General features: G+C 60.6%; 10 protein-coding genes. 7 read left to right on the top strand and 3 right to left on the bottom strand.

Translation table 11 applies throughout. The annotated features are described in order from the left end of the window. Positions 1-185: 185 nt before the first annotated feature. From nadE to JJN09_RS15740, 3 genes are all read right to left on the bottom strand, one after another. Entirely contained in the window at positions 186-1,013 is an 828-nt protein-coding gene (gene nadE / locus JJN09_RS15750; RefSeq protein WP_249482564.1) for an ammonia-dependent NAD(+) synthetase, read from the bottom strand. Between the two features lie 4 nt (positions 1,014-1,017). After that, positions 1,018-2,241, bottom strand: coding sequence for a nicotinate phosphoribosyltransferase (pncB, locus tag JJN09_RS15745; RefSeq protein WP_249482563.1), 1,224 nt, complete (start codon positions 2,239-2,241; stop codon positions 1,018-1,020). Between the two features lie 229 nt (positions 2,242-2,470). Next, a complete protein-coding gene (locus JJN09_RS15740) occupies positions 2,471-3,370 on the bottom strand; it encodes a LysR family transcriptional regulator (protein ID WP_249482562.1) in 900 nt (299 codons plus the stop codon). 161 nt (positions 3,371-3,531) lie between these two features. On the opposite strand from JJN09_RS15740, the gene JJN09_RS15735 reads away from it, so the two are divergent. The 7 genes from JJN09_RS15735 to JJN09_RS15705 all read left to right on the top strand — a co-directional run bounded on the left by JJN09_RS15735 (position 3,532) and on the right by JJN09_RS15705 (position 11,991). Beyond that, on the top strand, positions 3,532-5,022 hold the full coding sequence (locus tag JJN09_RS15735) for an aldehyde dehydrogenase family protein (RefSeq protein WP_249482561.1): 1,491 nt from the start codon (positions 3,532-3,534) through the stop codon (positions 5,020-5,022). A gap of 156 nt (positions 5,023-5,178) precedes the next feature. Next, positions 5,179-6,462: an FAD-binding oxidoreductase gene (locus tag JJN09_RS15730; protein ID WP_249482560.1), complete on the top strand. Its 1,284-nt coding sequence runs from the start codon at positions 5,179-5,181 to the stop codon at positions 6,460-6,462. Between the two features lie 364 nt (positions 6,463-6,826). Further along, on the top strand, positions 6,827-7,960 hold the full coding sequence (locus tag JJN09_RS15725; protein WP_249482559.1) for a branched-chain amino acid ABC transporter substrate-binding protein: 1,134 nt from the start codon (positions 6,827-6,829) through the stop codon (positions 7,958-7,960). Positions 7,961-8,189: 229 nt separating this feature from the next. Continuing rightward, a complete protein-coding gene (locus JJN09_RS15720) occupies positions 8,190-9,104 on the top strand; it encodes a branched-chain amino acid ABC transporter permease LivH (RefSeq protein WP_249482558.1) in 915 nt (304 codons plus the stop codon). 3 nt (positions 9,105-9,107) lie between these two features. Next, complete coding sequence (gene livM / locus JJN09_RS15715; protein WP_249482557.1) at positions 9,108-10,409, top strand: high-affinity branched-chain amino acid ABC transporter permease LivM; 1,302 nt, start codon at positions 9,108-9,110, stop codon at positions 10,407-10,409. Then, complete coding sequence (locus JJN09_RS15710; RefSeq protein ID WP_249482556.1) at positions 10,406-11,278, top strand: ATP-binding cassette domain-containing protein; 873 nt, start codon at positions 10,406-10,408, stop codon at positions 11,276-11,278. The genes livM and JJN09_RS15710 overlap by 4 nt, the downstream gene beginning before the upstream one ends. Beyond that, positions 11,275-11,991 carry an ABC transporter ATP-binding protein gene (locus tag JJN09_RS15705; protein ID WP_249482555.1) on the top strand — a complete coding sequence of 239 codons (717 nt, stop codon included), beginning with the start codon at positions 11,275-11,277 and terminating at the stop codon, positions 11,989-11,991. Before JJN09_RS15710 ends, JJN09_RS15705 begins: the two co-directional genes overlap by 4 nt. Positions 11,992-12,458: the final 467 nt, after the last annotated feature.

The following is a 12,458-nucleotide window of genomic DNA, read 5'->3' as shown; positions in this document are numbered from 1 at the left end:
GTTATCGTTCTTCGCGAGCAAGCTCGCTCCCACAGGTTCTATGTCTGACACAACTTTTGTGTACACCTGAAACCCTGTGGGAGCGGGCTTGCCCGCGAAGGGGTCCGCAGCATCGATAGAGTTGCAGGCCAAAGAAAAGCCCGCTGAGGATCACTCCTCAGCGGGCTTTTTCATTCACTCACTGATCACGGCGCAAACGGCATCACGCGTTTGTGATGAGTCTTTTTGTACGTGTTGACGATGATGTCGAACGCTTCCTGACGCACCGGCTCGCCGTGCAGGAAGGCGTCGATTTCGGTGTAGGTCACGCCGTGGGAGGCTTCGTCCGGTTTGCCCGGCGACAGGTCTTCCAGATCCGCCGTCGGCACTTTTTCCACCAGCGATTCCGGTGCGCCGAAGCTGCGGGCGATGGCTCGGACCTGATTCTTCACCAGCCCGCTGAGCGGAGCCAGATCGCAGGCGCCGTCACCGAACTTGGTGAAGAAACCCATCACCGCTTCCGCCGCGTGGTCGGTGCCGATCACCAGGCCATGGGCTGCGCCGGCGATGGTGTACTGGGCGACCATGCGCATCCGCGCCTTGGTGTTGCCGAGCACGAAGTCCACCGACACCGCGTGCTTGCCTTCGAAGGCTGCGACTTCGCCGGCCAGGGATTTCACCGCCGGGCCGATATTGACGGTGTGGCGTTCGTCCGGGGCGATGAAGTCCACCGAGGCCTGAGCGTCGTGTTCATCGAATTGCACGTCGTACGGCAGGCGCACGGCGATGAACTTGTAGGCCTCGTCACCGGTGCGCTCGCGCAGTTCACGCATGGCGCGCTGGGCCAGCAGGCCGGCGGTCAGCGAGTCGACACCGCCGCTGATGCCCAGCACCAGGGTCTTGAGTCCGGAATTGGTCAGGCAATCCTGGATGAAGGTGATGCGTCGGGCGACTTCCGCTTCGAGGGCCTGGTAATCGGCGAACGGCGGCTGAACGTTGAGCTGTTCAGCAATCTCACGCTGTACGGCTTGCATGAATTCACTCCTTGCTAGAAAGGCTGGAAACGGCAGGAACCTGGAAAACATGTCGCAAATAGGCGACGAAATTCGGGTCTTTGCAGTGGGTCTTGCCCGGCTCGTCGGAGATCTTCGCCACCGGTTGGCCGTTGCAGGCCGTCATTTTAAGCACGATGCTCATCGGTTCGACACCCGGAATGTCACAGGTCAGGTTGGTGCCGATGCCGAAGCTGACATTGATCCGGCCGCGCAGCGCCCGGAAGATCTCCAGCGACTTGGGCAGCGTCAGGCTGTCGGAGAACACCAGCGTCTTGCTCATCGGGTCGATGCCGAGCTTGTGGTAGCGGGCGATGCATTTTTCGGCCCAGATCACCGGGTCCCCGGAATCGTGGCGCAGACCGTCGAAGAGCTTGGCGAAATACAGGTCGAAATCGTTGAGGAAGGCGTCGGTGGTGATGCAGTCGGTCAGTGCGATCCCCAGCAAGCCGCGATATTCACGGACCCAGCAATCGAGGGCGGCGATCTGGCTGTCGATCAGCCGCGGGCCGAGTTGCTGATGGGCCATGATCCATTCGTGGGCCATAGTGCCCAGCGGTTTCATGTCCAGTTCGCGAGACAGGTGCACGTTGCTGGTGCCGACGAAACGACCGGGGAAATCGTGCTTGAGCACGCTCACCACTTCTTCCTGCACGCGGTAGGAAAACCGCCGACGTGTGCCGAAATCCGCGACCTGCAATTCCGATAGCTCGTCGGTCGAAGCATTGGCCGTCAGCCAGTCGAACTTGCGGTACAGCTGTTCGCGGGCCTGTTCCAGGACGGTTTCGCGGTAGCGATAGCGGTTGCGCACTTCGCTGACGATCGCCAGCAGCGGCACTTCAAACAAAATCACATGCAGCCACGGCCCGCGCAGTCGGATGAACAGCTCGCCGTTTTCGATGCCGGTGTGCAAATAGCGCAGATTGAAGCGGAACAGACCGAGGAATCGCAGAAAGTCAGGTTTGAGGAAGCTGATGCGCTCGAGAAAACTCAACTGATCAGCGCTCAGGCTCAACTCGGCCAGACGCTCGACCTGGAAGCGGATCTCCGCCAGATACGGGCGCAGATCTTCACTGTTACGGCAACGAAACTCCCATTCGACTTCGACGTTGGGGTAGTTGTGCAGCACCGCCTGCATCATCGTCAGTTTGTAGAAGTCGGTGTCGAGCAGGTTCTGCACGATGCGATCGGCAAACACACTCTCGCTCATAACGGGGTCTCCAGGCGGGCCGCGCGTTGGCGCGGTATCAATCAATGGCGCTAGTGGCGCATATCCGAGGCGGGGATTGCCAGCAATTTTTTGACCGCCACAGATCCCTGTGGGAGCGGGCTTGCCCGCGAAAGCGTCGGCAGGATCAACATCAATGTTGAATTTGATGCCGTCTTCGCGGGCAAGTCGGACCGCCGCACCGCCGCTCCCACATGGACTGAATACAACTTCAAACCGGACTGTCGATCTGCTCCAGCATCCACTTCACGAAATCCCGCACCTTGGGCACTTCCGCGGCGTGTTCCGGATAGGCCAGGTAATACGCATCGGTGCTGGGCATTGCATGCTGCCAGGGAATGATCAGTTTGCCGTCGGCCAATTCCTCTTCCACCAGGAACCTTGGCAGCAGGGCGACGCCGCAGCCGACCTGTGCGGCGCGGATGCACATATAAAAGGTTTCGAAACGTGGGCCGTGGTAGCTGTGCTCTGTCTGGTAGCCCTGACTGTCGAACCAGTCGTGCCACGCCTGGGGGCGGGAGGCGTTTTGCAGCAGCACCAGATCGGTGAGTTGCGTTGGATCAGTCAACGGAGTGTCCGGCAGGCTACTCGGCGCGCAGACCGGCACAAGCTCTTCGCCGAACAGCTTCAGGCATTCGGTGCCGGGGCGTGAACCCTGGCCGAAATAGAACGCCAGATCGCTGCGCCCTTGCAGCAAGTCATCGGCCTCCTGCTCGTTGCACAGGTCCAGATGAATCGACGGATGGCGCAGACGCCAGCCCTTGAGGCGCGGCACCAGCCAGCGGGCGCCGAAGGTCGAGGGCGTGGAGACCCGCAGGACTTCGGTCTCGCCGCCGTAGGAACGCAGGTAATGCGTCGACATCTCGACCTGGGTCAGGATTTTTCTGACTTCCACCAAGTACAGATCGCCGGCCGGGGTCATCTGCAAACGGCGGCGTACCCGACGGAACAACAAGTGCTGTAACAATTCTTCGAGTTGCGCCACCTGCTTGCTGACAGCGCTCTGGGTCAGGTTCAGTTCCTCGGCGGCCCGGGTGAAACTCAGGTGCCGGGTCACGGCCTCGAAGCACTGCAACGCGGTGATCGACGGCAAGTGGCGTTTGTTCAGCATGGGCGATCCTTTTCTTGTCTTTCTGCGCAGCATGAATAAACGGAATGATATCTCGCGTAAAGGTCGTTTGTTGCACAGCCATCCTGACGCTACAACTAAAGGTCTGCCCGGTCGTGAAAACGCGCCCGCACACATTCAGTTTTTCGCTTGAGGAGTGACCCATGGTTGCCGCATTGCTTGATCGTCTTGGTGTGAACCCGGCCCTGTACCAGAACGGCAAAGTGCCGGTGCATTCGCCCATCGACGGCAGCCGCATCGCCGCCGTGAACTGGGAAGGCCCGGCTGAAGTCGAGCAGCACATCAGTCGCGCAGATCATGCGTTCGAACAATGGCGCAAGGTGCCGGCCCCGCGTCGCGGCGAGCTGGTGCGTCAGTTCGGTGAAGTCCTGCGCGAGTACAAGAATGATCTCGGCGAACTGGTTTCCTGGGAGGCCGGCAAGATTACTCAGGAAGGCCTGGGTGAAGTGCAGGAAATGATCGACATCTGCGACTTCGCTGTCGGTCTGTCGCGCCAGTTGTACGGCTTGACCATCGCCTCCGAGCGCCCGGGCCACCACATGCGTGAAACCTGGCACCCGCTGGGCGTGGTCGGCGTGATCAGCGCGTTCAACTTCCCGGTCGCGGTGTGGGCGTGGAACACCACGCTGGCGCTGGTGTGCGGCAACCCGGTGGTGTGGAAGCCTTCGGAGAAGACCCCACTGACCGCGCTGGCCTGTCAGGCGCTGTTTGATCGTGTGGTGAAGAATTTCAGCGATGCGCCGGCCAATCTTTGCCAGGTGATCATCGGTGGTCGTGATGCCGGCGAAGCGCTGGTGGATGACCCGCGTGTCGCGCTGATCAGCGCCACCGGCAGCACCCGCATGGGCCGCGAAGTGGCGCCGAAAGTCGCCGCGCGCTTCGCCCGCAGCATCCTCGAACTGGGCGGCAACAACGCGATGATCCTCGGCCCGAGCGCCGATCTGGACATGGCGGTGCGCGCGATCCTGTTCAGCGCCGTCGGCACCGCCGGCCAGCGTTGCACCACGTTGCGTCGCCTGATCGCTCATGAGTCGGTGAAAGAAGAAATCGTCACCCGCCTGAAAGCCGCGTACTCCAAAGTCCGTATCGGTCACCCGCTGGAAGGCAACCTGATCGGCCCGCTGATCGACAAGCACAGCTTCGAAAACATGCAGGACGCGTTGGAGCAGGCACTGAGCGAGGGCGGCCGGGTGTTCGGCGGCAAGCGCCAACTGGAAGAGCAATTCCCGAATGCCTACTACGTTTCGCCGGCCATCGTCGAAATGCCGGAGCAGAGCGACGTGGTGTGCAGCGAGACCTTCGCGCCGATCCTGTACGTGGTCGGTTACAGCGATTTCGAAGAGGCGCTGCGCCTGAACAACGCGGTGCCGCAAGGCCTGTCGTCGTGCATCTTCACCACCGATGTGCGCGAGGCCGAGAAGTTCATGTCGGCGGTCGGCAGTGACTGCGGCATCGCCAACGTCAACATCGGCCCGAGCGGCGCGGAAATCGGCGGCGCGTTCGGTGGCGAGAAAGAGACGGGCGGTGGTCGTGAGTCGGGTTCGGATGCATGGCGCGCGTACATGCGCCGCCAGACCAATACGGTGAACTACTCGCTGGAGTTGCCGCTGGCGCAGGGCATCACGTTCGATTGACAGAGTAATCGATACGACGAAGAAACCTGTGGGGGCGGGCTTGCCCGCGATAGCAGTCTGTCAGCCAACTAACCTCTGACTGAACTGACGCAATCGCGGGCAAGCCCGCTCCCACAGGGTATGCAGTGTTTGTTAGGTTTCTGTTGGAGTCTGGCAATGCCGTTACGCGAAGAATGTCTGTGGGAAAAACTCACGCCGCAACGACCGGATAACACGGTGCTCAGGGGTGAGGTCAAAGTCGATGTCTGCGTGATCGGCGCCGGGTTTACCGGGCTGTCGGCGGCGCTGCATCTGCTGGAGAAGGGCAAAAGTGTCTGCGTGCTGGAAGCCCATCGCGCCGGGCATGGCGGTTCCGGGCGCAACGTCGGACTGGTCAACGCCGGGATGTGGATTCCGCCGGACGAGATTGAGGCCGGCTTCGGCGAGGCGGTCGGCAGCCAGCTCAACCGCATGCTCGGTGCGGCGCCGGCGCTGGTGTTCAGCCTTGTGGATAAGTACAACATCGATTGCCAGTTGCGCCGCGAAGGCACCCTGCACATGGCGCACAACGCCAAGGGTGAGGCGGATCTGCGCAGTCGCGAAGAACAGTGGAAACGCCGGGGTGCGCCGGTCGAACTGCTGACCGGAAAAGCCTGTGAGCAGGCGACCGGCACGCAAAAGATTGCCGCCGCGTTGCTCGACCGACGCGCCGGCACGCTCAATCCGATGGCGTATGTCACCGGGCTGGCGAAAGCCGTGGCGGGGCTCGGCGGGCAGATGTTCGATCACTCCCCGGTCACGCGCCTTGAACGTCAGGGCCAGCAATGGTCGGTGCAGACCGAGCAGGGTTCGGTGCTCGCCGAACAAGTGGTGATCGCCTCCAACGCCTACACCGAAGGCGACTGGACCGAACTCAAACGCAATTTCTTCCCCGGTTATTACTATCAGGTCGCTTCGGTGCCGCTTACCGAAGACGCTGCCCATGAAATCCTGCCGGGCGGGCAGGGCTCGTGGGACACACGCCAGGTGCTGAGCAGCATCCGTCGCGACAAGGACGGGCGTCTGTTGCTGGGCAGCCTCGGCAACGGCAATCAGAAACCGACCTGGTTCCTTAAGGCCTGGGCCGACCGGGTGCAGCAGCATTACTTCCCCAACCTCGAACCGGTGGAGTGGGAGTGCACCTGGACCGGGCGCATCGCCTTCACCCCCGATCATTTGATGCGCCTGTTCGAGCCGGCGCCGGGACTGGTGGCCGTCACCGGTTACAACGGTCGTGGCGTGACCACCGGCACGGTGGTCGGCAAAGCCTTCGCCGACTACCTGTGTAACGGAAATCCTCAGGCGTTGCCGATTCCCTTTGCACCGATGCAGCCCCTGGCGGGTGTGGGCTTGCGCAGTTGCCTGTACGAGGCCGGGTTCTCGCTGTATCACGCGGGCCAGTGCCTGCGCATTGTCATTTGAGTGTTGAAATATGTTGCGTGAAGCGGCGCTTTTCGGCGTAGCGACTAGCCTGTAATGGTGCGGGTTGTAGCAGTCCCGCACCAGCAGTGTGCAGTTCGGTGACGCGGGCTGTTACAGGCTGGTTGCACGTCGTTTGGCGCCGCGGTTGCAATGATGGCGCGTGCGGGTTGCGCCTGAAAAAATAAATGGTTTCACCTTCCGCGGTTTAGACGGTTGCACGCCCAATGAAAATGGGAACGAAACAGTCGAAATAACAAGAAAGCAGCGACTTTTTGAAGAATAAAAAACCGATGGCACGGCCCTTGCTCTGAGCAATCCAGTGAAGTCGCAGTGCCAACTAAAAAAAACCTTGGAGCACCACCTCATGTCCCAGACGTTTTACAAGAAAGGCTTTCTGGCCCTCGCAGTGGCTACTGCGCTGGGTGTTTCTGCGTTTGCACAAGCTGATGTGAAAATCGGTGTGGCGGGCCCTATGACTGGCGCCAACGCGGCATTTGGCGAGCAGTACATGAAGGGGGCACAAGCGGCGGCCGATGCGGTCAACGCGGCGGGCGGCGTCAACGGGGAGAAAATCGTCTTGGTCAAAGGCGATGACGCCTGCGAACCGAAACAGGCGGTGACGGTCGCCAAGGATCTCGTGAACCAGAAAGTAAACGGCGTTGTCGGTCACTTCTGCTCCTCTTCCACCATTCCAGCCTCTGAGATTTACGACGAAGCCGGCGTTATCGCGATCACTCCGGGTTCCACCAACCCGCAGGTGACCGAGCGCGGCCTGAGCGCCATGTTCCGTATGTGCGGGCGTGACGACCAGCAAGGCATCGTCGCTGGCGACTACATCGTCGACGTGCTCAAGGGCAAGAAAGTTGCCGTGCTGCACGACAAAGACACCTACGGTCAGGGCCTGGCCGATGCGACCAAGGCTCAGCTGACCAAGCGCGGCGTGACGCCGGTGCTGTACGAAGGCCTGACCCGTGGCGAGAAAGACTTCAGCGCCGTGGTTACCAAGATCCGCGCGGCCGGTGCCGACGTGGTCTACTTCGGCGGTCTGCACCCGGAAGCCGGTCCACTGGTCAAGCAACTGCGTACCGAAGGCCTGAAAGACGTGAAGTTCATGTCTGACGACGGCATCGTGACCGACGAACTGGTGACCACCGCTGGCGGCCCTCAATACGTCGACGGCGTGCTGATGACCTTCGGCGCCGACCCGCGCCTGTTGCCGGAAAGCAAGACGGTCGTGGATGCCTTCCGCAAGGCCGGCACCGAGCCTGAAGGCTACACCCTGTACGCCTACGCTTCGGTTCAGGCACTGGCTGCCGGCTTCAACGGCGCCAAGTCCAACAAGGGCGAAGACGCTGCCAAATGGCTGAAAGCCAACCCGGTCAAGACCGTGATGGGCGAGAAGACCTGGGATTCCAAGGGCGACCTGAAAGTCTCCGACTACGTGGTCTACCAGTGGGACGCGACCGGCAAATATCACCAGCTGGAAAAACAGAAATAACGGCACTTGATCAACCGGACGCCACATTCCCTGTGGGAGCGGGCTTGCCCGCGATGACGGCCTGACAGTCGACAACTTTGTTGAACGTTCTACCGCTATCGCTGGCAAGCCAGCTCCCACAAGGGGGCTGTGGTGGCCTGTCTGACATTGCTCCGACGTAAATCTGTATTTTTCCTAGAAGAACCGCGCGCCTCAGGGTGTGCAGGTTCTCACTGCGTGAGATTGCGTTATGGATGGTATTTTCCTGCAGCAACTGGTCAACGGCCTGACCCTCGGGTCGGTCTATGGCCTGATCGCCATCGGCTACACAATGGTCTACGGCATCATCGGCATGATCAACTTCGCCCACGGCGAGGTTTACATGATTTCCGCTTACCTCGCGGCAATCAGTCTGGCTCTGCTGGCTTACTTCGGTATCGAATCCTTCCCGCTGCTGATGCTCGGCACACTGGTCTTCACCATCGTCGTCACGGGGGTGTATGGCTGGGTCATCGAACGCATCGCCTACAAACCACTGCGCAACTCCACCCGACTGGCACCGCTGATCAGCGCCATCGGTATCTCCCTGATCCTGCAAAACTATGCCCAGATCAGTCAGGGCGCCCGTCAACAGGGTGTTCCGACGCTGCTCACCGGCGCCTGGCGCGTCGACGTCGGCTCGGGCTTCGTCCAGCTGACCTACACCAAGATCTTCATTCTCGTCGCGGCTTTCGTCGGGATGGGCCTGCTGACCTACGTGATCAAGTACACCAAGCTCGGCCGCATGTGCCGCGCGACCCAGCAAGACCGCAAGATGGCCTCGATCCTGGGGATCAACACCGACCGCGTGATTTCCTACGTGTTCATCATCGGTGCAGCGATGGCGGCCCTGGCCGGCGTGCTGATCACCATGAACTACGGCACGTTCGACTTCTACGCAGGCTTCGTCATCGGCATCAAGGCGTTCACCGCTGCGGTGCTCGGCGGGATCGGCTCGCTGCCTGGCGCCATGTTGGGCGGGATCATCCTCGGGATCTCCGAGTCGCTGTTCTCGGGCTTGGTCAACTCCGACTACAAAGACGTGTTCAGCTTCTCGCTGCTCGTACTTGTTCTGGTCTTCCGGCCTCAGGGCCTGCTGGGCCGTCCTCTTGTGTCGAAGGTGTAAGCGATGTCTTCAACCACTGCAAAATCCATTGATGTCAAAAAAAGCCTGGTTGAGGCGATTCTCGCCGGTCTGATTGCCCTGATCGTGTTCGGGCCGATTGTCGGCGTGGTACTCGACGGCTACAGCTTCAACCTCGAACCGACCCGCGTGGCGTGGATCATTGCCATCGTCATGGCCGGCCGGTTTGCCCTCAGCCTGTTCCTGCAAACCCCCAAGGGCCTGAAAATCCTCGAAGGTTTCGAGAGCACCGGTTCCGGTGTGCATGTGCTGCCCGCCGATCACAAATCCAGCCTGCGCTGGATCATCCCGCTGCTGATTGTGCTGGCCGTGGCCGTGCCGTTTGTTTCCAACTCCTACCTGCTGGGCGTGGTCATCCTCGGGTTGATCTACGTGCTGCTGGGGTTGGGGCTGAACATCGTGGTCGGCCTGGCCGGCCTGCTCGACCTGGGTTACGTGGCGTTCTATGCCATCGGCGCCTACGGTCTGGCGCTCGGTTATCAATACCTCGGCCTGGGCTTCTGGACCGTGCTGCCGCTGGCGGCGATCACCGCCGGTCTGGCCGGTTGCATCCTCGGTTTCCCGGTGCTGCGCCTGCACGGTGACTATCTGGCGATCGTGACCCTCGGCTTCGGTGAAATCATCCGTCTGATCCTTAATAACTGGCTATCGCTGACCGGCGGCCCGAACGGCATGCCGGCGCCACTTCCGACCTTCTTCGGCCTGGAATTCGGCAAGCGGGCGAAGGATGGCGGGGTGCCGTTCCACGAGTTCTTCGGCATCGCCTACAACCCGGACGTGAAGTATTACTTTATCTATGCGGTGTTGTTCCTGGTGGTCCTTGCCGTGCTGTACATCAAGCATCGTCTGGTGAAGATGCCGGTCGGCCGCGCCTGGGAAGCTCTGCGTGAAGACGAAATCGCCTGCCGCTCGATGGGTCTGAACCACGTGCTGGTCAAGCTCTCGGCATTCACCATCGGTGCATCCACGGCGGGTCTGGCGGGTGTGTTCTTCGCGACCTATCAAGGTTTCGTCAACCCGACCTCGTTCACCTTCTTCGAATCGGCGCTGATCCTCGCCATCGTCGTGCTCGGCGGCATGGGTTCGACCATCGGTGTGGTGATTGCAGCGTTCGTGCTGACCGTCGCCCCGGAACTGCTGCGCGGCTTCGCCGAATACCGCGTGCTGCTGTTCGGGATCCTGATGGTGTTGATGATGATCTGGCGACCTCGCGGGCTGATCCGCATCAGCCGTACCGGGGTCACTCCACGCAAAGGTGCCATTCACTATGAGAGGACTGCGCCATGAGTGAAGTCGTACTCTCTGTTGAAAAACTGATGATGCACTTCGGTGGCATCAAGGCCTTGAGCGACGTCAGCCTGAAGGTCAAACGCAACTCGATCTTCGCCCTGATCGGCCCCAACGGCGCCGGCAAGACCACGGTGTTCAACTGCCTCACCGGCTTCTATAAAGCCTCCGGCGGCAAGATAGAACTCAATGTGCGCGGCCAGCAGACCAACGTGATTCAACTGTTGGGCGAGTCGTTCAAACCGACCGACTTCGTCTCGCCGAAAAACTTTGCCAGTCGCCTGTACTACAAGATGTTTGGCGGCACCCACCTGGTGAACCGCGCGGGCCTGGCCCGGACGTTCCAGAACATTCGCCTGTTCAAGGAAATGTCGGTGCTGGAAAACCTGCTGGTGGCCCAGCACATGTGGGTCAACCGCAACATGCTGGCCGGCATCCTCAACACCAAGGGCTATCGCAAGGCTGAAAGCGATGCACTGGACTGCGCGTTTTACTGGCTGGAAGTGGTGGATCTGGTGGACTGCGCCAATCGTCTGGCCGGTGAGCTGTCCTACGGCCAGCAACGCCGTTTGGAGATTGCCCGGGCCATGTGCACGCGGCCGCAGATCATCTGCCTCGACGAACCGGCCGCAGGCCTCAACCCTCAGGAAACCGAAGCGCTGAGCGCGATGATCCGGCTGCTGCGTGACGAGCACGATCTGACCGTGGTGCTGATCGAACACGACATGGGCATGGTTATGAGCATTTCCGATCACATCGTGGTGCTGGATCACGGCATCGTCATCGCCGAGGGCGGGCCGGAGGCTATCCGTCACGATCCGAAGGTGATTGCGGCTTACCTGGGCGCCGACGAAGAGGAGCTGGTATGACCGGACCGATTCTCGAACTCAAGGATCTGGACGTGTTCTACGGCCCGATCCAGGCCCTCAAAAGTGTCTCGCTGCAGATCAACGAAGGGGAAACTGTCAGCCTGATCGGCTCCAACGGCGCGGGCAAGTCGACGTTGTTGATGTCGATCTTCGGCCAGCCACGGGCGGCGGGCGGGCAGATCCTCTATCAGGGCGTGGACATTACCCACAAGTCATCGCACTACATCGCCTCCAACGGCATCGCGCAGTCGCCGGAAGGGCGGCGGGTGTTCCCCGACATGACCGTCGAGGAAAACCTGCTGATGGGCACCATCCCGATTGGCGACAAGTACGCCAAGGAAGACATGCAGCGCATGTTCGAGCTGTTTCCGCGACTCGAAGAGCGCCGCACCCAGCGCGCGATGACCATGTCCGGCGGCGAGCAGCAAATGCTCGCCATCGCCCGGGCCCTGATGAGCCGGCCCAAGCTGTTGCTGCTGGACGAGCCGAGCCTGGGTCTGGCGCCGATCGTGGTGAAACAGATCTTCGCCACCCTGAGGGAACTGGCGAAAACCGGCATGACCATTTTCCTCGTCGAACAGAACGCCAACCATGCGTTGAAACTGTCCGACCGGGCGTACGTGATGGTCAACGGCGAGATCCGCCTGACGGGCACCGGCAAGGAGCTGCTGGTCAACGAGGAGGTGCGTAACGCCTATCTCGGCGGGCACTGAGTTTTCAGGTTTTCCACAGCGATACAGAGCCCCGAGATGCGAGTCCCGGGGCTTTTTTGTATCCAGAATCCATCACGACTCACGCCATTCCGGAAATTGTGGAAAACAAAATCCCCAACCTGCCAAAGCGCGACATATAGACGCTGCAAATCGCTGTTTTTCCACAGTTTTGACTTGTCCCCGTTTGCTGTGGAGCCGGCTGTGAATAACGTGGGAGTAGCTGGCTGAGAGCCTTTCAAACCGTGGCTTGCAGGCTTGTGATTGTTTTTTGATCAGGCCGTTTCCCAGTTGCTGGGGGCTCGTTTGTCAACCTTTTTATGGCCACTGCAAAACAGGCGAATGGATGTGGGCAGTCCTGTGGATAAGTCTGTGATTAAACTCTGGAAAGACTCCGCTAAGGGCCGTGATTACTGGCCCTGCGCAATCACGGCTGTGACCGATCAGTCGTGCAAAATGCCTTGCCCGGC

Source organism: Pseudomonas sp. HS6 (assembly GCF_023375815.1).
In the GTDB taxonomy this organism is placed as follows: domain Bacteria; phylum Pseudomonadota; class Gammaproteobacteria; order Pseudomonadales; family Pseudomonadaceae; genus Aquipseudomonas.
Note: the sequence above shows the minus strand (reverse complement) of the source record. Positions and strands in the feature narration are given on the sequence as shown.

Coding starts and splice junctions, on each gene's coding strand:
- JJN09_RS15710 (WP_249482556.1), top strand. CDS start 10,406: ATGAGTGAAGTCGTACTCTCTGTTGAAAAACTGATGATGCACTTCGGT.
- JJN09_RS15720 (WP_249482558.1), top strand. CDS start 8,190: ATGGATGGTATTTTCCTGCAGCAACTGGTCAACGGCCTGACCCTCGGG.
- JJN09_RS15705 (WP_249482555.1), top strand. CDS start 11,275: ATGACCGGACCGATTCTCGAACTCAAGGATCTGGACGTGTTCTACGGC.
- JJN09_RS15730 (WP_249482560.1), top strand. CDS start 5,179: ATGCCGTTACGCGAAGAATGTCTGTGGGAAAAACTCACGCCGCAACGA.
- livM (WP_249482557.1), top strand. CDS start 9,108: ATGTCTTCAACCACTGCAAAATCCATTGATGTCAAAAAAAGCCTGGTT.
- JJN09_RS15740 (WP_249482562.1), bottom strand. CDS start 3,370: ATGCTGAACAAACGCCACTTGCCGTCGATCACCGCGTTGCAGTGCTTC.
- JJN09_RS15735 (WP_249482561.1), top strand. CDS start 3,532: ATGGTTGCCGCATTGCTTGATCGTCTTGGTGTGAACCCGGCCCTGTAC.
- nadE (WP_249482564.1), bottom strand. CDS start 1,013: ATGCAAGCCGTACAGCGTGAGATTGCTGAACAGCTCAACGTTCAGCCG.
- JJN09_RS15725 (WP_249482559.1), top strand. CDS start 6,827: ATGTCCCAGACGTTTTACAAGAAAGGCTTTCTGGCCCTCGCAGTGGCT.
- pncB (WP_249482563.1), bottom strand. CDS start 2,241: ATGAGCGAGAGTGTGTTTGCCGATCGCATCGTGCAGAACCTGCTCGAC.